The following is a 21,150-nucleotide window of genomic DNA, read 5'->3' as shown; positions in this document are numbered from 1 at the left end:
GTTATTGCTGTTGTGGCGGTGCGGGAAGCTGAAGCGGAAGACCGACACCGCTGATGGCGGAATTGATGGCACCCCAAACCTCGCCGACGATCAGGTTCCATGCTTTTTCGATCGTCAGCACGGTCAGCATGGCCAAGTCGCGAGCAAAGAGTTCAACGTGCTTTTTCAAACGATCAATGAACCGCTGGAACATTTGATTGTTCGATCTCAATACGCCCGAGACCCTTTCCCGCGCGATGACAACGGCCAATTCCGCGATATTTTCGGATTGGTTTTTTGCGAAAGTCTGGATGGATGTAAAACCGTTTCCCAATTCATCTTTGAGTAAGTCGAGAATATTGGCCAGAATTTCTGAGGCTTTCATGGGAATACTCCTTATCTCTTCAATGCGGCTTCGATAATTAATGTGGGTTCAATTGCAGCTTGATATTCAGTCAGGAAAAGCTCTTCGCTGTTCTTCGGAAGAGGGCCGGATCGATGCGTGTCCCGAAGATCCGATAAAGTCGCGACCACGAGTTCCAGCTTTTCAGGGGTCGTGTTCAGACATTGTTGCGGCGTGCTGTTGCCGCACACGCTTTTCAAAAGCGGGGATTTTGCCAGTCTCACTCCAAGCGGAGGTGTGGGGCGGGCCAAGGCCTTGTCACGAGCGGCCCCAAAAGCGCCGATCAGTTCGTCATATCTGGCGGAATAAGAGCTGTAGGCGCAGTTCGCGGGGCAACTGCTTAACCCGCTGAAAACTGCCAGAGTCTTTTCATGGGTTTCGTTCAGTTTGCTTTCAAGTTCGGCGTCGAAGGACGGAACGGTCTGGATTGTACAAGCTGCCAGAATTGCCAAAACACCTGCGATTGCTGATGCGCGGCACCGAATAGATACGTTCATAATTGGCTCCTTTAAATTCAAATAGCTTACTATTCGCGTTTTATGTCTGGCAATAAAAAAGACCCCGGCAGTGACCGGGGTCTTTCAGCTCTGTTTGAAAGTGATGGCAGATTACTCTGCGCTTTCTTCTTTCTTTTCTTTCTTCTCGGGAACGATCTCTTCACCGGTTTCCTGATCGACGACTTTCATCGACAGGCGCACCTTGCCCCGGTCGTCAAAGCCCAGCAGCTTGACCTTTACTTCCTGACCTTCCTTCAGAACATCCGACGGATGGTTCAGGCGGCGGTTTTCGATCTGGGAGACGTGGACCAGACCGTCGCGCTTGCCGAAGAAGTTCACGAAGGCACCGAAATCGACGATCTTGACCACTTTACCGGTGTAAACCTGACCCTCTTCCGGCTCAGCGACGATCGAGTGGATCATCTCATAGGCCTTCTTGATCGATTCACCGTCGGGCGAGGCGATCTTGATCACGCCGTCGTCGTTGATATCGACCTTGGCACCCGAAACCTCGACGATTTCGCGGATGACCTTACCGCCCGAGCCGATCACTTCACGGATCTTGTCGGTCGGGATGTTCATGGTCTCGATGCGCGGGGCGTGGACCGAGAATTCGTTGGTCTCGGACAGGGCTTTGCCCATCTCACCCAGAATGTGCATCCGGCCGTCCTTGGCTTGCGCCAGGGCTTTCTCCATGATCTCGGGCGTGATGCCCGCGACCTTGATGTCCATCTGCAGCGAGGTGATGCCGTTTTCGGTACCCGCCACCTTGAAGTCCATGTCGCCCAGGTGGTCTTCGTCACCCAGAATGTCCGACAGGATGGCGTATTCGCCGTCATCTTCCAGGATCAGGCCCATGGCCACACCGGCAACCGGTGCCTTCAGCGGAACACCCGCATCCATCATCGACAGCGAACCGCCGCAGACCGACGCCATCGAGCTTGATCCGTTGGATTCAGTGATCTCGGACACGATGCGGATCGTGTAGGGGAAGTCGGTCGCCGCAGGCAGAACCGCCTGCAGGGCGCGCCATGCCAGCTTGCCGTGGCCGATCTCACGACGGCCCGGGCCACCAACGCGGCCGACTTCGCCAACCGAATACGGAGGGAAGTTGTAATGCAGCAGGAAGTTCGATTTGAAGTTGCCATGAAGCGCGTCGATGAACTGTTCGTCATCACCGGTGCCCAGCGTGGTCACGGCCAGCGCCTGCGTTTCACCACGGGTGAACAGCGCCGAACCGTGGGTCCGCGGCAGCATCGAGGTTTCTGCCACGATCGAACGGATGTCGGTGGTCGAGCGACCGTCGATCCGCTTGCCGCCTTTAACGACGTCGCCGCGCAGAATGCCAGCTTCCAGCTTTTTCATTGCGGAGCCGAGGTTGCCGTCTTCCAGCTGTTCCTCGGTCAGCGCTTCCTTGATCGCGTCACGGGCAGCGGCAACAGCGGCGGTGCGCTCTTGCTTGTCGGTGATCGCAAAGGCGGCGCGCATCTGCTCTTCACCGGCGGCTTTGACGGCTGCGTACAGGTCCGAATAGTCGGGCGCTTCGAATTCAAACGGCTCTTTCGCGGCGTCTTCAGCGAGGCTGATGATCAGGTCGATCACCGGCTGAATCTGCGCGTGCGCAAAGTTCACCGCGCCCAGCATTTCCGCCTCGGACAGCTCGTAGGCTTCCGATTCCACCATCATCACGGCATCTTTGGTGCCGGCAACAACCAGATCCAGACGCTGTTCGGGGTTCAGGCGCAGGTCCTGCATATCGTCGACGGTCGGGTTCAGGACGTACTCGCCATCCACGAAACCAACGCGGGCACCGGCGATCGGGCCCATGAACGGCGCGCCGGAAATGGTCAGAGCAGCGGATGCCGCGATCATCGCGACGATGTCGGGGTCGTTGACCAGATCGTGGCTCAGCACGGTGCACATGACCAGAACTTCGTTTTTAAAGCCGTCAACGAACAGCGGGCGGATCGGACGGTCGATCAGACGCGCGGTCAGCGTCTCTTTCTCGGTCGGGCGCGCCTCGCGCTTGAAGAAGCCACCCGGAACCTTACCGGCGGCATAGTATTTCTCTTGGTAGTGGACGGTCAGCGGAAAAAAGTCCTGACCGGGTTTTTGCGCCCGTGCAAAGGTCACGTTTGCCATGACGCTGGTTTCGCCCAGCGTGGCAATCACGCTGCCGTCAGCCTGACGGGCAACCTTGCCGGTTTCCAGTGTCAGCGTCTCTTCGCCCCACTGCATTGATTTCTTCGTTACATCAAACATATGCGTATCCTAGAACGGAGCACTCCCGCCCCTGCGGGTCTCCGGTTTGCATGGCGGCCCCATTGCCGCCGACCCCATTTATCTTCCGTTCGAGTGCCGGGGTCAGGGCACAACGTCTCAGATGGGTGGCCCATACAGCAGAATACGCGGGAAGGAAAGAGGTCTGACATGTGCCGTCGATCCGGAACTCTGCAATCTGTTGCGCGGGAAGATCGCTCTGCCAGCTCACGTCTATTCACGGGATTTCCGCAGCGCGCGAATGTCTAACGCGGGGTCCGCGCCCGCAGATGGGGCAGGTCTTTGCTGCGCGGTGGGGCGGCCATCGAACTTGAGCAGCGCAAGGGCAGAGGCAGACCAGACCCAGGAATTCAGCCAAAGCAGACCGAACGATGCGGCAAGGCCTTTGAAAAGGACTTCCAAATCCAGATCTGGCAATGACTGGGCGACGACGAGCGAAATGAAGGTCAGTGCGAGCGGGAAAAGGGCATAAAGCATCGCGTAGAGCCCAAAGTAGATCTGGAGGAAGAAGGACACGAAAACCACGCAGGACAGGGGAAGAAAACTGCGCCCGGCGCCGTGAAAAAACCCTTGGCCCGATGCTGTGAGGCTTGCTTCGCGCGCCGCACTGGCCAGCGGGACCGCCATGACACTGTTTGTTACCGTCAGGATCACAACAGCATAAATCGCGTTGCTGCCAAGCCAAAGTAAGCTGAACCCGATCCGGGCGGATTCTGAAGCTTCTTTGATGGTGTATAGGGACAGTCCATTGCCGAGTTGCCAAGTCGCATAAAAGGCGGTCGCAACAGTGCCTAACCAAAGCAAAACACTGTTGAGAACAAACAAGAAAATGCCGTAGAGGACTGACTTCAGAAGCAGGATGCTCATCTCGGTGCGGCGCTGATCGCCATTGAGCGCAAGAGCCGTTCGTATGCCCAGCAGGCTGATGAAGGCCGCAGTTACCGGTTCGCTGAAATGACTTACGAGCCCTGCCGTCGGGATGCTGAGCAAGGTCCAGACGAACGTGGAAGCAATGCTCACGACGATGACGGGCAAAATCATGCGCAAAGCGACGCCCAGCGACAGGAACAGTGAACTAAAGACAAGGGTCATGAAAATAGCGGGCCGATAAACTCTTGGTTGTGCGGGCAGTCACATCTTAACCCATTCGGAATGTCAACACGCCGCAGTCTTTCGGGGCGAAACCTCAGTGACCCAGCGAACGGGCAGCGTGTCGAATACAGGCAGTCACAGGTAAATCCGTGACGCTAACATTATTTTTATGGAATATATTTTGTGAAATTTCCGTGCCGGTATAGGCTTTTACCACTGAACCTGCGGTGGAAGTGACGGAAATGCGCCAAGGGACAACACTCTCCTCTCCGTCCGCTGGTCTAATACCTTGGCGTTTGCACTTAGCGAACAGAAGGGCAGACGAATGGCACAAACCAAGAAAATGCTGGATCCGGATCCCCGGATTTATGACTTCGAGACCGAATATGAGCTTGGGCAGGATAACGTCCGGCCCTTCGGTCTGGACATCCACAATCCGGTCTTTTTGATCTCAAGCATCCTGATCTTTGCGTTCGTCCTGATCGCATTGGCCAATCAGGAGGCCGCGGCAACCTTCTTTGGCTGGCTCCGGCCCTGGCTGACCAGCACGTTTGACTGGTTCCTGGTCTTGTCGGTCGATGCGATCACCCTGTTTTGTCTGGTGCTGATCATCCTGCCAGTGGGTAAGGTGCGGATCGGCGGCAAGGACGCCAAGCCCGACTATTCCTATGCCGGTTGGATCGCGATGATGTTCGCCGCCGGTATCGGCATCGGACTGCTGTTCTTCGGTGTGATGGAGCCGGTCTATTACAACTTTGCCGAGGGCGGCAACGCCGCGCCGCTGGGCATCGACATCGCGGTGCCGGGCAATGAATATGCAGGCATCGTCGGGACCATCCACCATTGGGGCCTCGAAGGCTGGGCAGTTTATGCCGCCGTTGGCCTGAGCCTGGCGATCTTTGCCTATAATCTTGACCTGCCGCTGACCCTGCGCTCGGCGTTCTACCCCATTCTGGGCGAGCGTGTCTGGGGCTGGTGGGGCCACATGATCGACACGCTGGCGGTCTTTGCCACGCTCTTTGGTCTGACCACATCGCTGGGTCTAGGCGCACAGCAGGTCGCCGCCGGGCTTAATGAGGTGTTCGGCATCGAACCCAGCCCGACCGTGACCGTCCTGCTGATCATCGGCATCACCCTGATCGCGCTGGGCTCGGTCCTGCTGGGCATGGATGCGGGCGTCAAACGGCTGAGCGAGATCAACATGATCATGGCCGTGGGTCTGTTCATCTTTGTCATCGTCGTCACCGGCGTCGGCACCGCCATCGCGCGGTATTTCAACGTGATGGTAGATTACGTGACGCACCTTCCGGCGCTGTCGAATCCATTCGGACGAGAAGACACCAGCTATTTCCACGGCTGGACGACCTTCTACTGGGCCTGGTGGATCGCGTGGTCGCCCTTTGTCGGCATGTTCATCGCCCGTATCTCCAAGGGCCGCACAGTGCGTGAGTTCATTCTCTGCGCCCTGTTGGCCCCTACGGCAGTTTGCGCGCTGTGGATGTCGACCTTCGGCGGTGCCGCCATCGACATGCTGAACGCAGGCGGAGCGGAAGGCGTCCGCGCCACGGTGATCGACAGCTATGCCCCCGAAGGCGCGCTGTTCGGCTTCCTGAAAGAACTGCCGCTCTACGGCATCGTCGCGCCCATCGCGCTAGTGCTGATCGTGGTGTTCTTTGTCACCTCGTCCGATTCCGGCTCACTGGTGATCGACACGATCACGGCTGGCGGCAAGATGGACGCCCCGGTGATCCAGCGCGTGTTCTGGTGCACGCTGGAAGGTCTGGTTGCTATCGCGCTGCTGCTGGGCGGCGGTCTTGCCGCGTTGCAGGGGGCTGCGGTCTCGACTGGCATCCCGTTCACGCTGGTTGTTCTGGTGATGTGCTATTGCCTGTGGCTGGCGCTGAAATCAGAGCGGGCCAAGATGTAACGCAGCACCGTCAGCGACAGGATAATGTCTAATGTGTCCGGTCGCTGACATGCGTGAACCCAAAAGAATGGCTTGCAGCGGTTGTCAATGTGGGACCGGTGCAAGCCACACCGGATAGGCGCCGACGACAAAATTCGACCGCTCATTGGAACAAGCGACGACCGGACATTTCACGCCTTGGCCGGTGGAACAGCCCGCTGATACAGATGCCATGTGGTGTGCCCAAGAATTGGTAGGGTAAAGATCAGGCCCAGAAACGCCGGAACCAGTGACAGCAGCATCGTGACCGAGATAATGGCCGCCCAGCCCAGCATAACCACCGGGCTTTCGGCGACGACGCGGATCGAGGTGAGCATGGCAGAGACGAAATTGGTTTCCCGGTCCAGCAACATTGGCATGGCGATCACAGTCACCGCGAACAAAACAGCCGACAGAAACGCGCCGACGCAGGTACCAATGGCCAGAAAGGTCCAGCCCTGTGGGCTGAAGAACACGGTGTTCAAAAACCCGTTCATATCCGAGAATGAAGCATTCTGCAGGGTAATCGCAAGCCACAGCCGCACCTGATAAATCCATACCCAGAAAATGAACAGGGTGACAAAGGCCATCCATCCCAGCTCGCGCTTGCGCTGATTGGCCATGACACCCAGAATGTCCGACCAGCCAAAGCTCTGCCCGCTTTGCAGCCGACGCGACATTTCATAAAGCCCGGCAGCCGCAAAGGGCGCGACCAGCGGAAAGCCTATGACGGCGGGAATGATCATCCAGATTTTGCCCAGCCAGACCAGCGCCCAAACAAACAGGATGCCGAAAAGCGCATAGAACAGACCGAAAAACCCGCTCATGACGGGCCGCGCCAGAAAGTCGGAAAACCCGGCCTTCAGCGATGCCCTGATATCTTCCGCGGACACCGTGTTGACCTCGGGCACAGTACCCTGCTGCGGCGTCAGATCGTCCGGTTGCGAGGACCCTGCGGTTTTGGCTGCCATGACACACTCCTCCGCATGAAACTTTGCATCAGCCGAGGCATCAGGGCAAGGGGGCGGGCGCGACCGGCACCCGCCCCACCCGGCCGTCAGAACTTGCCGTTGCCATGCGCCATTTCGGCCGGAATGGGCGAGACGACATCCCAATGCTCGACGATTTTGCCGTCCTCGACCCGCCACAGGTCAAAAAAGGCCCAAGGCTCACCGCCCATAATCGCATCCGTCGCCACAAAGACGAAGTTGCCCTCGGCCACCGCGAACTGAGGCTCGAATTTGGTGATCACCATACCCTGCGCGGCAAAGGCCTCGATTGCCGCCATCAGGCCGGACAGCCCGTCGTCGATCGAGGGGTTGTGCTGCATGTAAACCTCGGGGTCCATGTAATTCGCGACATTCTCGGGCGCGGCACCGCCCAGCACATCGCGCACAAAGCCCAGCACCAGCGCCTTGTTGTCCTGCGTCTTGTCCAGATCGGTGATCTCGGTGGGCCCGTCTGTCATGCCGCGCCCCGACGCGGTGGTTTCGGGGATGGGCTGCAGGTTGTCCCAATGTTCGACAACCTTCCCGTCATCCACGCGGAAGATGTCAAACGCCGCCAGCGAAGAGGCCCCGAACGCATCCGCATTGTCATAGGTGTTGTGCAGCACAACCATGTCACCCTCGGTGATCACGCGGTGGGTCGTGGCAGTCATGCCCGACTGTGCGACCAGCGGGATCAGACCCATCAGCCCGTCGGCCCCGGTCGCAACCTGCGGATTGTGCTGGATGTAATCGGCGCTCACCATCTGGCGCGCGGCTTCGGGGTCATGCTCGACAAAGGCGGCCGAGAACAGGGCGAGGACAAGCTCTTTGGGGGTCATGGGTCAATTCCTGATGATTCGTGTTGTGGTGATAGTAAGTATTAAAAACGCACCACATTACAATTACGCACTTTAAAATCACATAGTTACTTTCAGGATACTGCCATGTAAAACAATACTTTGCGTCGTTGACCAATAGTATTATGATCGCTGCAGGTATCCATATCGAACCAGAGGTCCCCATGCTTCCCATCGGCGTCAACAGCAAGGCCGAAGCGTCAAACTGCTCAATCCGCTCCGTTCTGTCGAACGTCACCGGCAAATGGCGGATGATCATCATTCTGGCGCTCGAGGATGAACCGAAACGGTTCGGAGAGCTCAAGCGCTGCATCGGGGATGTGACCCAGCGGGTGCTGACCGAAAACCTGCGCGGGTTGCAGCGCGACGGCTATCTGACCCGCGCCGTCGATCCCGGCCCGCCGGTTGCGGTGTCCTATGCGCTGACGCCTCTGGGCCGTGACCTGCTGGGCCTGCTCAAGCCGCTGGTCTACTGGTCGCACGAGCAGATGGATCAGGTCAAAACCGCGCGCATGGAGTATGAGCGCGCCCACCCGGACTGAACCCTCCGGCTCAGGGGCACCTATGCCCCGCGACGCAGGTTCCGTCTTCCTGGCGGATCACGGTCGAATGTCCGGGTGACCCGCCCGGCATCGGTACGCCGGTCGACAGGATGAAGCGGACCGAATGCCCGCCGTTCAGGCCCGCCGGGAACCGCGGGATCGGCTTGTCGATCTTGAAATAGCCATCCGGCGTCTGGCTCAGCGCGCCTTGCCGGGCCAGTTGCAGCAATCCCGCCTGTTGCGGCAGCACGTCATAAGGTTCGACCTGATGCGAGGCCAGAACCTCACCTTCGGCAAATTCCAGAACCCCGCCCTTGTAATGGCGTAGCAGCAGCTTCTGCAGTCGACGCTCCAGATCGCCAACCTGTTGCTCCTTGGGCGGGTCCAACACCTGCACCCCATCATCGGTCACAAGGTAACGCCGGTTGTTCTTGATGATGGTCAGCCCGTTCGCCTTGGTGCCGCCGCCCGTGATGCCCTTATGTGCGCCCGAGGGCAGGTGAATCTCGCCCAGCGTATAGGCCCCGAACATATGATCCACATTGCGCTTCAGCTTGGATGAGACCCGCCCTTTGGCGGCGATCGCTTCGCCCGAGTCGCGGTCCTTGAAATACTTGGGCAAACAGTTGCGCCCGGGTTCGAAGTGAACGACCTCGGGCGCAAGCCCTGCAACGCCGACACCCCGGGCGGTGGCGGGGGCGACAAACCGTTCCACCCGGTCCGTGTCGCCGGTGATCTTCCAGACGATCGAGTCGAATGCCGTCGCAAGGATATACAGCGGCGCATCGCCCTCTTCGATATGGATCACCGCCGCCGAGGTCTCTCGGTCCAGCCCCGACATCGCCATATTGGAAACGGCATAGCCCTCATACCCGCCGAGCAGCAGGATTTCGGCCTCTGCCGAAGGTTCGGGAAAGTCGCACACCCGTCCGGCGACGGGTTGGCGCAGGGATTTCGGAGGGGTGACGTTCGGTGACACTTCACTGGCTGCAATCTTTTCGACGGTCTGCGCGATCTCGTCCGGGGTGACCTTGCCGTCCTGATTGGCGTCAAACTGCAAAAGCTCTTCCATCCGTTTCCGGTCCGGCCGCATCCGCGCCTCGCGCGACATTGCGTCTTGCCAAAGCTCGGTCAGCGACAAGCTGCCGTCGCGGTTGCGATCTGCGGTTGCCAGAAGGGTCTGCAGCGCCACCGACTGACCTTGGTTCAGATAGGGCAGCTGTCGCTCGACCTCGGCTGTCGAAACCTCCATGTCGCCATCCAGATCGAACGCCAACACGCGACCCAAGGCATTGGCCCGCTGCCGCGCTGTCTGCATCGCCTCGTGCACGGCGATGGCGTCTCGGGTCAGCTCTCCACCGGGCGCGTATTGGAACAGCTGCCGGATCGCCTCTTCCGTGAAGGCGTTGGGGTTCAGGGCGATCCGCTCGATCATCTGCCGCGTCAGGTTCGGCCCCGGTTCGGGTGCGGGTTCCGACTGTGCCGACGCGATCTGCCCCGCCCCGACCAACAACAGGGCGCATAGGAATCTGTTAAGCTTCATAAAATCAATGTCCTGAAATCAACACTTGGGTAATGGATAGCACCCGATGGTGGCAGGGCAATCGTTAATGAAAGGTTAACGTCGTCGGGGCGCAGTCTGTGGGCACCGGTCGCTGCTGTGTTTATCGAACCGGGACCCCAGAAAACGAAAAACGCCCGCCAAAATGGCGGGCGTAAAAACGTACAAATTGCACAAAGTGGCTCTCAGAGCTTGTACAATCCGGACAAAACGCGCTTAGCGGCGGATGCCCAGCTTTTTGATCAGGTCCTGGTACCGGGCCTCTTCCTTGCCCTTCAGATAGTCCAGCAGCTTACGGCGCTGGGCAACCATCTTCAGCAGACCACGACGACCGTGGTTGTCTTTCTTGTGGGTCTTGAAGTGCTCGGTCAGGGTGGTGATGCGCGAGGTCAGGATGGCAACCTGGACTTCGGGCGAACCGGTGTCGCCGTCCTTGGTTGCGAATTCTTTCATGACGCGTGCTTTTTCAGCGGCAGTAATCGACATCGGGGTCTCCTTTAAAGGTTAGAGTTGATGGCGCAGGCCGGGATGTCGTCCAGCACAGGCCCATGGAGAAAACCGCACCGATTCCGGAACGGATGCGCGCGTATAGGCGCATTCCGTGCAAATGGCAAAGAGATTCTGCAGCGTCAGCGCAGAGTGGCAAGCTGTGTCAGATCAGCTCGATGTCTTCGAGCGACACGTCATCTGCCTTAAACAGCGTGGCGACGGTTTGCCCGTCAACGATCACATGTTTCAGGTCTTCATTCTCGGTATCTGTCTCAAAGTTGATTTCGGGATCAGGCTCGCCCTCCCACTGCAGCAGCAACTTGTCCTGACCCGATTGGAAATCCATCACCTTCACAGGCGCGTCCTCTTCCTCAGGCGTCAATATGATCTGGTCGTTCCCATCCCCCCCGGTGACAATATCACCGCTCTCGGCGTGGATCGTGTCATCGCCCTTGCCACCATTGAGGAAATCGAACGAGTCATCGCCGTCGTGGCCAAACAGCAGGTCATCGCCATCCCCACCAAACAGCGCATCATTGCCTGCGCCGCCATCCAATACATCGTGTCCGCCGCCACCTTGCAGGGCATCATCGCCGGTGCCGCCGGACAATATGTCATCGTCCTGACCGCCATACAGCGCATCTTCGCCGTCGCCACCCTGCAACTGATCGGCACCAAAGTGGCCGTAAAGCTTATCATCGCCGTCGCCGCCGTGCAGCACGTCATCATCCGCCCCGCCGTGCAGAACGTCGTCGCCCTGCTCCCCCGACATCAGGTCGGATCCGGTCCCGCCATGCAGAACATCATCCCCGTCGCCGCCGATGACCGTGTCATCGCCGCCATACCCGTGGATTTGATCGTTGCCATCCTGCCCGGTCAAAACATCCGGCGTCTCGTCCCCGGCGACGACACGGTGGCCTTCGAATTCCGAAATGATGGTGCCCGTGAATGGTTCAGGAACATCCGTTGGCGCAGGGTCATCAGTGTTTTCATCGACGTCCAGAAAATCCCCCTTTGGCAAATCCTCGGGAGTGTCCTCTGACACGGGGTCATCCTCAACCTCTTCATCCGCGGCAAACACGTCACCAATGGCGTAAGCGGCCCCGCCAACGGCTGCGAGGCTCAGCACTCCGATCAGAAACATGGACTCCCTCCGTGAACGCGCTGTTTCGAGGGTAAAATATTCCATTAGATCAGGGGTTTGGTCAAAGACAAGTTGAGTCCTTGGTTAACCCTTTATCACCACGGTTCAGGGCGTTGGGTATATGCAATGTACAGTGGATGCTTGGGGTGACCTGCCTTGGTCAGCCCTAGATGGAACAGAGGTTGCCCGGCACTGCGCAGCAACGCCTCGACGGCCGGGCCGCGATCCAGATGCGCGCCATGGGTGCCCCAGGCAGCGATGACCTGATCGGCCCATTTGACGCCGTCCAGAATGGCCGCGTCGTTGGCGGGGCCGACCGGGTCGGCGGTGGCACGCATCTTGCGCGGATCGGTGTCGCGCCAGGCAAAGATATTGGTGACCTGAAAGGCTCCGAACCCCAGCGCCCGCGCGCGGCGTTCGCAGCGTTCGACCGTGGGGTCATTCTGCACCTCGGTCGCGGTCGAGGGGTTCAGCATGACGAACAAAGCCTTACGCCCCGCCGCATCCCAGACACGGGTGAGGCTATAGCGATACTTCTCGCAATCGGAATAGACGGCGGTCGAGGGCGCGTCGCCCTTGGTGTGGGTTCGGGTGATCATGTCCACCGCCTAACATGCGGCTCAGGAAACGAACACCCGGCTGGGATGCAATTCGCCGGATTTGTAGATACCAACAGCCACGGCCTTGCCGTCCAGTGAGGCCCATGCCTCGTCGCCATACTCCACGTCCGAGGCCAGAACCATACCGGGGTTTCCGTTGCGCAGACGTGTGGCCCCTTCTGGGGTGCATTTCAGCTCGGGCAGGTCCGACAGGCCGGTTTCCAGCGGGTGCAGATAGGCGTCCAGCGCGGTGGTTTTGGCCATCTCATCGATTTGCTCGATGCTCAGCCCATCCTCGGCCTCAAACGGGCCCGACCAGATGCGGCGCAGTTCCTTGACGTGACCGTGGCAGCCCAACGCTGCACCCAGATCACGGGCGATGGACCGCACATAGCCACCTTTACCACAGGTCATTTCCAGCACGACGTGATCGGCGTCGGGGCGGTCGACCAGAACCAGTTCCTCAACCCAGAGGGGGCGGGCGGACAGCTCTACCTCTTCGCCATCGCGAGCCAGTTTGTAGGCGCGTTGACCGTCGATCTTCACGGCGGAGAACTTGGGCGGGACCTGCATGATCTCACCCAGAAACGGGCTGAGCGCCTGTTTGATGTCCTCATCCGACGGGCGCAGAACGCTGGACGCAATTACCTCGCCCTCGGCATCGTCGGTGTTGGTGGCCTGACCCAGACGCACAGTGAAGGTGTAGGCTTTCAGGGCATCGGTGATATAGGGAACCGTCTTGGTCGCCTCGCCCAAAGCCACTGCAAGAACGCCGGTCGCCTCGGGGTCCAGCGTGCCTGCATGGCCCGCTTTCTTGGCGTCCATTGCCCACCGAACTTTGTTCACCACAGCGGTCGAGGTCATGCCCGCAGGCTTATCCACCACCAGCCAGCCCGAGATGTCGCGGCCCTTGCGTTTGCGTCCCATAGTTCACCCAGATTCGTGCCAAGGCGCGCGAGTTAGCGGATCGCTCAGGCGCTGTCAATTTCAGGGTGCGTCTTCGACCACACCCACGATCGGCCCCAGCGAGAAACCGATATCCGAGCGATTGCTGGCCCGCTCATACATCCGCGAGATATTACCATCGAAGAACAGCGCATTCGGCGTTTGCAGCACATCGAGAAACAGCCTGCCGAATTCGTGGAAGGTGACGTAGTCATCCGAAATCGCAAACACCGCGCGGGTGCCATCGGCACTGGTGCCCACCCCGTTGCGGATAAAAAGCGACGTCGAGTCGGGCAAAAAGCGCGGGTGCAATTCCCCATCGATCACCAGCATCGGACCGGATTGGGTGGCGAAACGGCAGTCTGGCGCCTGATCGACAAAGGCAAGCGTTTCGAACACATCAGCGCGGCCATCACGGATGCAGAACACACCGTTGGGCAGCAGACCGAAATTGCCGGGGCCGGGGTTGGCGATCACGCGCATCTGCTCTTGCCCGTTCTCGACATAATGGCCGACAGGCGAGCGGTCGTCGTGATACATGCCCGCGTTCATCGCAAAGGCCAGACGTTTGCCCTGCGCGGCCAACACTTCGTTCACGCTGGAAAAGTGGCCCAGCACATCTCCGTTCGCGTCGTTCAGGAACAGGCGCAGATCTTCCGATGCATCCACCTCGCAGACGGTGTAGCGCTTGTCTTCATGGGTGACCTTCTCGCAAGTCACCGCACCAGCCTGCACGGCCCACAGGACTACGCCTATCGTGGCAAATGCCCGGATCACTCGTCCAGATCGCGGCGCACCGCGTCCTGCTCGAACATGCGGCGGGTGTCATCCAGACGGTCGAACGTGTCATCCAGCCGGAACCGCAAATCGGGCGAGAATTTCAGGCCGACCTTCTTGCCGACCATGCGCCGCAGCTCACCCTTGTTGCGGGCCAGCAGTTCGATCACATCCTCCTGCCCTTTGCCGCCCAGCGGTAGAACATAGGCGGTGGCGATTTTCAGATCGGGCGAGGTGCGCACCTCACCCACGGTGATCGACATGCGGTTCAGGTCGGGGTCATGGACATCTCCGCGCGCCAGAACCTCGGACAGGGTGCGGCGGATCAGTTCGCCGACACGCAGTTGCCGTTGGGACGGGCCGGGGCCATCGTGGAATTTGTTCTTTGCCATAATCCCCGATCTAAGCGCAAAGCTGGCCTTTGCCAAGCGGGCGCGAACGGGGTAGGAGGCTTTGAGCCGACTTAACGAAAAGGACCAGCGCAATGACCCATATTCCGGGGATCGTCATCACAGGGGCTTCGGGCCGAATGGGGCAGATGCTGATCAAGACCGTGACCGACAGCGATCAGGCGCGTCTGGTCGGCGTGGTTGAACGTAAAGGTCATGACTGGGTCGGTCAGGATGTGGGCACAGCTATGGGCGGTGCGGCGTTGGGCGTCATCGTTACGGACGACCCGTTAGAGGCCTTTGCGCAGGCGCAGGCAGTGATTGATTTCACCGCGCCCGAGGCAACACTGGAATTCGCCGCACTGGCGGCGCAGGCGCGCTGTGTCCATGTGATCGGCACCACCGGCATAACGGACGAACAGATCGCCGCGCTGGAACCCGCCGCGCGTCATGCGGTAATCGTGCGTGCGGGCAACATGAGCCTCGGCGTCAACCTTTTGGTGCAGCTGACCAAGAAGGTCGCCGCTGCGTTGGACGACGATTTCGACATCGAAGTGATCGAAGGCCACCACCACCACAAGGTCGATGCGCCCTCGGGCACCGCCTTGATGCTGGGTGAAGCCGCCGCCGAAGGACGCGGGGTCAATCTGGCGGATGTGGCCGACCGGGGGCGTGACGGCATCACCGGTGCCCGCAAGCGCGGCGATATCGGGTTCCACGCCATTCGTGGCGGAGACATCGTGGGCGAACACGACGTTTTGTTCGCCGCGCCCGGAGAGCGCATCGTCCTGCGCCATCTGGCCAGTGACCGCGCCATATTTGCCCGCGGTGCTTTGAAAGCCGCGCTGTGGGGACAGGGGAAAGCTCCGGGTCAGTATGACATGGTGGATGTGTTGGGATTGTAGGGGCTGCAGCTAGATGTAGGTGCGCGCAAGTACAAAAAGAATGAACATCACGATCCAAAAAAATACCGCTGCAAAAAGCGATGCAAACTGTATCATGAAAAAGTGGATGTAGTTGGAATTCGGTACGATTCGAATCCCATTTGGCACGTTTAGATCATCGCATATTTCGTTCCTAAACCACATATTGCATGCCCCATGGGCGTTCAGAAGCAATCGTCTGCGTGATGGCGGTGAGCCTCTTGTTCTGATCCAGAAGTCAATAAACTCGTCCTTAAATTTGAATATCGGAAAAACCGAAGTCAGAAAAATCATGGAAGCCCACGATGTTAGGGCCATGATGAAAACGAAACCAAACATGAACAAAAACAACGTTAGCATGTTTTTCCTTATTTCATGTTTTTCCAATGTATAGGTTGAGACCGAGCATTCTATAGGAGGCCCGATCTCAGACGGTCGGAGCGTAGCAGAAAGCTCTTTTTGACGCCAAACAGTAAGTCTCGTTCTAAAACCGTGGACCTCCTCTTTTTTGGCTCTAGGCTCGGCACATGGAGACTGAAAAATCGCGCGTCGTTCCTGGGATGTTGCTGGCAGTGTTCTATGTGACGCTGCTGCCCTTTGTCGTTCACGGGTTCGGCATGATCGGTGTCGGGTTGTCCGAAGATGCCGCGCAACGCAGCTATCTGTTTCAAAAGGGGCAAGGCGTCGGCAATGCGGCGATGATGCTGCACATCTTTGCCGGTACGGTGATGCTGGTGCTGGTTCCTTTGCAACTGCTGAAAGGGCTGAGGTGTAAATTCATCGGGTTTCACCGACTGTTGGGCAAAGTGCTGGTGACCCTGGCTTTGATCACCGGGCTGGCGGGTATGACCTATATCCCTTTGCGCGGCACAATCGGTGGGCCGGTGATGTCGGCGGCTTTCTTTCTCTATGGTCTGTGTCTGTTCACATCGGCCCTGATGGTTGCGCGAATGGCGCTGATCCGGGATCGCGCGGGTCATTGGGCGTGGGGGTTGCGGCTGTTCTGGCTGGCGCTGGGATCGTGGCTGTATCGGCTGCACTACACGCTTTGGTATCTGCTGACCGGAGGGCTGGGGTCCGAGCCCGATTTCTCGGGCCCGTTCGATCTGGTGCAGAATTTCGCGTTTTTTGTACCCTACCTGGTCGGTGTGCAAGTCTGGGTCATGTGCAAACGCCCCTTGCATCAAGGTGATTTGCCTCAAAGGCCCTAACGGAACGCAGCAAGCCCCGGTGGATTGGTGCCCTCGTGCTCGGCCTCTGCAAACAGCGCGCCCAACCTCTGATCCCATGTCGGGAACTGGCCGGTTAGGACATAGGTCAGCCGTTCTGCCCCGATGGAAATGCCCAATGGCGCGACCTCACCGCCGATGATGATCTCGCCGATCTCGGTCCAGTTGGCCGATGGGGGATAGGCTGTTGGCGCGGGTTCGGGTTGGTCGCCAATGCGGTAATAGACGCCCATCGTGACCAGATAGTCGTCGCCAAACGGGTCGGGAAAGAAATAGCCCGAAGCGTCGCGGGCGGCCAGCGCCTCTGCCTCGTCGCGCAGCAGGACTTTTTCAGCGAAGGAGAGGTTCAAGCCGTCCAGCACGGGGCGCATATCTTCTGCCTGCGGCACACTGACAAAGGCGATGCGCGCGGGGTCGAGGCCGAAGGTCTCGGTCAGGAGCTGCAGCATCAGCTGGGTCGTCTCTCGACCCGTGACCGTTCCGCCCGGATGGCAGCCGACCTCGTGAAACAGAGGCAGGATATCGGGGCGGGTTCTTTCGTCGACATCGCCGACACGGGCCAGAGGTTGGATGATGAAAGCGTTCGTCGGCAGAGCATCCTGATCAAAGTCGTGCCGCAGGCCGCCGTTATAGTTCGCATCACCGGTGGCGATTGACAGAGGCGGGGATTCGGCGAAACCAAGCGCGGCATAGGCCGCGCGCAAGCGATCAAGCGTGTCGGTAAACTGAGCCTCGAACGCGTCATTGTTGCCGGTTGCGCCAAGGGCAATTCGCGGCAGCACCGCGCTTGCCGTGGCTGCGGTTCCCAGTTGGACCAGTTTCCGTCGGTTCAATGCCATCTTTGCCTCCATCGCACACGCCCAAGGAGAGTATCGCAGATGTTTGCGGCAAAGGTTAAGGGAATCTGAAAACGCCCCCAAAGGGTGTGTCCTTACAGGTCCTTGATCTTATCCGCGCGCAGCGGGCAGGCGAGGTAGACACCGAACTCCTGCCCGATATCGGCACTGACACGAGCATGAACTGCGCCCTGACGATCAAGGAACCGCTGGGTGTCTTCGACCGGGAAAATCCCCTCGTGCCAAATGCCGGGATGGATATAGAGGCCTTTGGAGCCGTCACACCAGAAGGCCACCACCTTTTCCGGTGTCAGATTGTCACCCGGCAGGGCAGCGGGGATGATGAAGGGTTTGTTGTCCAACGGCCAAAACATCTGACCGCCATCGGGGTGATAATTCATGTGCCACAGCAAGACCTGATCGCGCGGCGCGGTTTGCCGGTCCGCCTGCGCCTGCTGCGGGTCGGTGGACCAGCCCAGAACATAGTGGCCGCCGACCGCCTCGTTCCGGCCATAGAGCACGTCGCCCTTCCATTCGCCGTGAAAGGTGCCCTCGACCCAGCCGCCTTCGTCGCCGGTGCCGTCATCGATGGGCCGCCAGCCCTGTTGTGGCCAACGGGTGATCTCGATCTCGAACCCTTCGGGGTCGTCGACCAGACAGCCATAGCCTTTGACGGATTCGTCGGTGGCCCGGATCAGGGGAACCTCGTGCCAGGGCAGCGAGGGCTTGGTGCTGGCTTCAAAGATGTATTCGGGGGCGTTCATGCGACCTCCATATGTTTATCGACCATACGCTGCACCATCGGGGCGAAATGAGCGAAATCAGGGGTTTGCATATCCGCACGCTTGCCAGCCTCATCCAGATATCGCACCTGAATGATCTCTTTCAGGTTCGGGTTGGCCTCGAAGGCGGCGACTTCTTTGGCGCTCATCGGGCCGCCCTGCAGTTCCAGCGTGTGGACCGAGGCGGCTGATAAGCGGTTGAAATAGTCTGGCTTGGTGGCGCAGAGATAGCGCTTGGCCGCCACATGGTATCGGCAGCAATCGGTGATGACAGAGGGAAAGAACTGCTCCAGCACCTCGGCCCCCGCGTCCTCGTGGTGCCGATCCTCGGTGTCGTCGGGGTGGTAGGTGCCGAATTCCGAGGTGAAGTGGCCGATGTCATGCAGCAGCGCGCCGACGATGATTTCCTCGGGCATGCCGTTCTGTTCGGCGATGGTCGCGCCTTGCAGCATGTGCTGGGCCATGGTGACCGGTTCGCCCAGATATTCCTCACCGCCCCGGCGGGCAAAGATATCGCCGATGAAGGCCACTATATTGTCGCGGGTCAGGGTCGAGAAATCGGGTTTCATTCCGCCGCCTCCGGTTGTGTCATCTCCATCGCCGCCAGTGTGGACAGTAACCCGTCTTTGTCCGCATAACATCCCTGTAGCCAGCGCGACCCTGCGCCCGAGTACCCAAGACGGGCGTGCAGGACGCGGGTGTTGTCGACGATAAAGCTTTCGCCGGGTTCAAGTTTGAACGACACGCCCATCGCCGGGTCGTCGATGATCTCGGCCAACTGACGATAGGCGGCATAATAGGCCTCCATCTTGTCGAACGGGATGTCGACCAGCGGCGCGGTCGAGCGATTGTTGAAGCGGATGCCGATCAACTCGCCATCAGGGGACAGTTCGATCATCGGGCGGCGTGCGCGCAGGCAGACCCCGTCCGAGCCCTTGTATTCGAACCGCGCGGGATAGCCTGCCAGCAGGGCGAAGCCCTCGGGGTTCTGATCGCGCAGCTTTTCGGCAGCGCGGAACCCGTCGACCACGATGGAGTCACCGCCCTCGGCGCTGTTCTCAAGACAGTAGAGGATCTGCAGCGTCGGCACCGGGTCGCGATAGGGGTTGTCGGTATGGGCCTGCAAACCCAGCCCGGTATAGGCGAGGTTGGTCGGGTTCACTTCCGTGCGCACCTCGAAATAGGGGCCATAGTTGGTCTCGCGGACATAGCCGAACAGGTCCGCCACCCGCAGCAGCGATTCCGGTTCAGTCGGGCCGCCTGTCAGCTTGGCAAAACCGTATTCGGCGACGGCGGCCAGCCAGTTGCGTTTGGCGGCGGGGTCGACGTGAACCTGAGCCCAGTCGCCGCTGGGCGCGTCGATGCCGTGCGCCCATGTGGTGATCCCGGGGGCGATGCGCCCGATATCCGCATTGTGATCACGGTCGTAGCTGTGCGAGGCCAGCCAGTCGGCGGGGAAGGTGACGGTCTTGTCTTCGGGCTGGAAAGTGACCTGTAGATCGCCATTGGTAACCTCGGCGGCGCGGATCGCGGTATCGGCGGGGATGTCGCCGATGGTGATCAGACGCTGACCATTGCCCGGCGCGCGGGTCTCAGGGTCCAGCGCGTTGTCGCGCAGCCAGATGGCGTGAAACCGGGATCGGGTGCCGCCGGTGAATTCAACAGTCACGACCGACGAATCATGGGTGGCTTGGCGCAGCATTGGGGTTCTCCTGTTCAGCGCGAGCTATGGTTGAGGAGATACGCGGTTCATGGCATTACGACAATTAATCCTTATTGCGACTGAGGGTTGGAAAATCTAATGTCTAAGAAACAGATTGGATTGCCGCCGCTGGACTGGCTGCGTGTGTTCGAAGCCGCAGGCCGGTTGGGTGGCTTCTCGGCCGCCGCGCGCGAATTTGGCCTGACGCAGGCAGCGGTCAGTCAGAGGATCGGCAATCTTGAGGCGTGGCTGGGCCGATCGCTGTTCGTGCGTGAGGCGCGCGGGGTGTCGCTGACCATCGAGGGCGAAAGTTACCTGCCGCTGGTGCAGGACAGCCTGCAGGCACTGGAGCGAAATACCGAGGACCTGTTCGGCAAATCCCCCCGCGAGTTGCGGGTGGCTGGGTTGTCGTCGCAAATCCACGCGCTGGTTCTGCCCGCTCTGCCCGCGTTCCTCGAGATGCGGCCCAAAGTTCGGGTGATGACCGATTCCGTGGCCCGCCGGTCGTCTCTGGAGGAAGAGCGGACATGGTTGCAGCTTCGCTATGGTCGCGGATCATGGCCCGGTCGCAAGGCGAAACTGATCGCGCCCGAAGTGTTGGCACCGATGGCCGCGCCGGGTGTCGAATGGGGCGCGCCGGTCATTGATCTGCGAGGCGAGCGGCCCGGTTGGCAGGATTGGGCGCAGGTCGCCGGAATCGGGGACTTGCCACCGGGTCGCATCAGTTTTGATTCCATTGGCCACGCGATCACGGCAGCCCGGGATGGGTTGGGGATCGTTTTGGGCTCGGTCCCGCTGGCGGCAGGGAGCCTGCAGTCAGGACGTTTATGCAAGCTGGACCTGCCAGAGCTGAAAACCAAAGACGGCTATTGGCTGACATGGCCCGAGGATCGGGTGCGATCAAAACGCCAGCGGGCGTTGATTGACGATTTCCTGCAGGCGTTGCAAGGCGCGGGCTGATTAGAAGTCGATGGCGATACCCTTTTTCTCCCAATCGCCGTAACGGGCCGGATCCGGGCCGTCGCGCCCGCCCAGCTCTTTGGGCTGTGCCTTGGCTTCCGCCTCGGCCTTCCTGCGACGCTCTTCGGCTTCGGCCAGGGCGCGCTGGGCAGCGGGGGGCAGGTCTTTGCGCTGGTCGCTCATGACATCGGGTTCCTTTCCGTTCCGCGCCTTGATATACGCCCTCGTCC

At 59.6% G+C, this 21,150-nt stretch carries 23 protein-coding genes; 5 read left to right on the top strand and 18 right to left on the bottom strand.

The window, feature by feature from the left end:
• Position 1: 1 nt before the first annotated feature.
• The 4 genes from ACR0K4_RS14515 to ACR0K4_RS14500 form a co-directional block, all read right to left on the bottom strand.
• A complete protein-coding gene (locus ACR0K4_RS14515) occupies positions 2 to 364 on the bottom strand; it encodes a hypothetical protein (protein ID WP_480519283.1) in 363 nt (120 codons plus the stop codon).
• Positions 365 to 375: 11 nt separating this feature from the next.
• Positions 376 to 879: a hypothetical protein gene (locus tag ACR0K4_RS14510; protein ID WP_480854551.1), complete on the bottom strand. Its 504-nt coding sequence runs from the start codon at positions 877 to 879 to the stop codon at positions 376 to 378.
• 111 nt (positions 880 to 990) lie between these two features.
• Positions 991 to 3,141 carry a polyribonucleotide nucleotidyltransferase gene (pnp, locus tag ACR0K4_RS14505; RefSeq protein WP_480854550.1) on the bottom strand — a complete coding sequence of 717 codons (2,151 nt, stop codon included), beginning with the start codon at positions 3,139 to 3,141 and terminating at the stop codon, positions 991 to 993.
• Between the two features lie 231 nt (positions 3,142 to 3,372).
• On the bottom strand, positions 3,373 to 4,251 hold the full coding sequence (locus ACR0K4_RS14500) for a hypothetical protein (RefSeq protein WP_480854549.1): 879 nt from the start codon (positions 4,249 to 4,251) through the stop codon (positions 3,373 to 3,375).
• 325 nt (positions 4,252 to 4,576) lie between these two features.
• On the opposite strand from ACR0K4_RS14500, the gene ACR0K4_RS14495 reads away from it, so the two are divergent.
• A complete protein-coding gene (locus ACR0K4_RS14495; RefSeq protein ID WP_480519291.1) occupies positions 4,577 to 6,178 on the top strand; it encodes a BCCT family transporter in 1,602 nt (533 codons plus the stop codon).
• 170 nt (positions 6,179 to 6,348) lie between these two features.
• On the opposite strand, the gene ACR0K4_RS14490 is transcribed toward ACR0K4_RS14495, so the two are convergent.
• Both ACR0K4_RS14490 and ACR0K4_RS14485 read right to left on the bottom strand, forming a co-directional pair.
• Entirely contained in the window at positions 6,349 to 7,167 is an 819-nt protein-coding gene (locus ACR0K4_RS14490) for a DUF2189 domain-containing protein (RefSeq protein WP_480854548.1), read from the bottom strand.
• An 86-nt stretch (positions 7,168 to 7,253) separates the two neighbouring features.
• Positions 7,254 to 8,024, bottom strand: a complete 771-nt coding sequence (locus ACR0K4_RS14485) for a nuclear transport factor 2 family protein (RefSeq protein ID WP_480854547.1) — start codon at positions 8,022 to 8,024, stop codon at positions 7,254 to 7,256.
• 182 nt (positions 8,025 to 8,206) lie between these two features.
• Between ACR0K4_RS14485 and ACR0K4_RS14480 the strand changes: the two genes are divergently transcribed.
• Entirely contained in the window at positions 8,207 to 8,584 is a 378-nt protein-coding gene (locus tag ACR0K4_RS14480) for a winged helix-turn-helix transcriptional regulator (RefSeq protein ID WP_480854546.1), read from the top strand.
• Between the two features lie 10 nt (positions 8,585 to 8,594).
• On the opposite strand, the gene ACR0K4_RS14475 is transcribed toward ACR0K4_RS14480, so the two are convergent.
• The 7 genes from ACR0K4_RS14475 to rbfA form a co-directional block, all read right to left on the bottom strand.
• The gene (locus ACR0K4_RS14475; protein WP_480854545.1) at positions 8,595 to 10,127 is read right to left on the bottom strand and encodes an EF-hand domain-containing protein; all 1,533 of its coding nucleotides are present in this window, start codon (positions 10,125 to 10,127) and stop codon (positions 8,595 to 8,597) included.
• Positions 10,128 to 10,361: 234 nt separating this feature from the next.
• Positions 10,362 to 10,631, bottom strand: a complete 270-nt coding sequence (gene rpsO / locus ACR0K4_RS14470) for a 30S ribosomal protein S15 (RefSeq protein WP_008757925.1) — start codon at positions 10,629 to 10,631, stop codon at positions 10,362 to 10,364.
• Between the two features lie 166 nt (positions 10,632 to 10,797).
• Positions 10,798 to 11,778 (bottom strand): calcium-binding protein, encoded by a 981-nt coding sequence (locus ACR0K4_RS14465; protein ID WP_480854544.1) that lies wholly within the window; start codon positions 11,776 to 11,778, stop codon positions 10,798 to 10,800.
• Positions 11,779 to 11,873: 95 nt separating this feature from the next.
• Positions 11,874 to 12,377, bottom strand: coding sequence for a DUF1643 domain-containing protein (locus ACR0K4_RS14460; RefSeq protein ID WP_480519303.1), 504 nt, complete (start codon positions 12,375 to 12,377; stop codon positions 11,874 to 11,876).
• 21 nt (positions 12,378 to 12,398) lie between these two features.
• A complete protein-coding gene (truB, locus tag ACR0K4_RS14455) occupies positions 12,399 to 13,304 on the bottom strand; it encodes a tRNA pseudouridine(55) synthase TruB (protein WP_480854543.1) in 906 nt (301 codons plus the stop codon).
• A 60-nt stretch (positions 13,305 to 13,364) separates the two neighbouring features.
• Positions 13,365 to 14,099, bottom strand: coding sequence for a phosphodiester glycosidase family protein (locus tag ACR0K4_RS14450; RefSeq protein WP_480519307.1), 735 nt, complete (start codon positions 14,097 to 14,099; stop codon positions 13,365 to 13,367).
• Positions 14,096 to 14,491, bottom strand: a complete 396-nt coding sequence (gene rbfA, locus ACR0K4_RS14445) for a 30S ribosome-binding factor RbfA (protein ID WP_010438628.1) — start codon at positions 14,489 to 14,491, stop codon at positions 14,096 to 14,098. Before rbfA ends, ACR0K4_RS14450 begins: the two co-directional genes overlap by 4 nt.
• A gap of 92 nt (positions 14,492 to 14,583) precedes the next feature.
• Here rbfA and dapB point away from each other — a divergent pair, with 92 nt between their 5' ends.
• Both dapB and ACR0K4_RS14435 read left to right on the top strand, forming a co-directional pair.
• Positions 14,584 to 15,393, top strand: coding sequence for a 4-hydroxy-tetrahydrodipicolinate reductase (gene dapB / locus ACR0K4_RS14440; protein ID WP_480519308.1), 810 nt, complete (start codon positions 14,584 to 14,586; stop codon positions 15,391 to 15,393).
• A 545-nt stretch (positions 15,394 to 15,938) separates the two neighbouring features.
• Entirely contained in the window at positions 15,939 to 16,622 is a 684-nt protein-coding gene (locus ACR0K4_RS14435; protein WP_480854541.1) for a DUF2306 domain-containing protein, read from the top strand.
• Here the strand turns inward: ACR0K4_RS14435 and ACR0K4_RS14430 are convergent.
• The 4 genes from ACR0K4_RS14430 to tmpA all read right to left on the bottom strand — a co-directional run bounded on the left by ACR0K4_RS14430 (position 16,619) and on the right by tmpA (position 19,960).
• Positions 16,619 to 17,479, bottom strand: coding sequence for a hypothetical protein (locus tag ACR0K4_RS14430; protein WP_480854540.1), 861 nt, complete (start codon positions 17,477 to 17,479; stop codon positions 16,619 to 16,621). The two genes, ACR0K4_RS14435 and ACR0K4_RS14430, sit on opposite strands and share 4 nt — an antisense overlap.
• 92 nt (positions 17,480 to 17,571) lie before the next feature.
• Positions 17,572 to 18,240, bottom strand: a complete 669-nt coding sequence (locus ACR0K4_RS14425) for an ureidoglycolate lyase (protein WP_480854539.1) — start codon at positions 18,238 to 18,240, stop codon at positions 17,572 to 17,574.
• Positions 18,237 to 18,827 (bottom strand): (R)-1-hydroxy-2-trimethylaminoethylphosphonate oxygenase, encoded by a 591-nt coding sequence (tmpB, locus tag ACR0K4_RS14420; RefSeq protein WP_480519316.1) that lies wholly within the window; start codon positions 18,825 to 18,827, stop codon positions 18,237 to 18,239. Before tmpB ends, ACR0K4_RS14425 begins: the two co-directional genes overlap by 4 nt.
• Complete coding sequence (tmpA, locus tag ACR0K4_RS14415) at positions 18,824 to 19,960, bottom strand: 2-trimethylaminoethylphosphonate dioxygenase (RefSeq protein ID WP_480519318.1); 1,137 nt, start codon at positions 19,958 to 19,960, stop codon at positions 18,824 to 18,826. Before tmpA ends, tmpB begins: the two co-directional genes overlap by 4 nt.
• 99 nt (positions 19,961 to 20,059) lie before the next feature.
• Between tmpA and ACR0K4_RS14410 the strand changes: the two genes are divergently transcribed.
• Positions 20,060 to 20,920, top strand: coding sequence for a LysR family transcriptional regulator (locus tag ACR0K4_RS14410; RefSeq protein ID WP_480519320.1), 861 nt, complete (start codon positions 20,060 to 20,062; stop codon positions 20,918 to 20,920).
• Here ACR0K4_RS14410 and ACR0K4_RS14405 read toward each other — a convergent pair whose 3' ends face one another.
• Positions 20,921 to 21,103 (bottom strand): DUF1674 domain-containing protein, encoded by a 183-nt coding sequence (locus ACR0K4_RS14405; RefSeq protein WP_480519322.1) that lies wholly within the window; start codon positions 21,101 to 21,103, stop codon positions 20,921 to 20,923. It abuts the gene before it with no gap.
• Positions 21,104 to 21,150: the final 47 nt, after the last annotated feature.

The organism is Ruegeria sp. K11, assembly GCF_056531905.1.
This window is presented reverse-complemented; position numbering and strand designations above follow the sequence as displayed.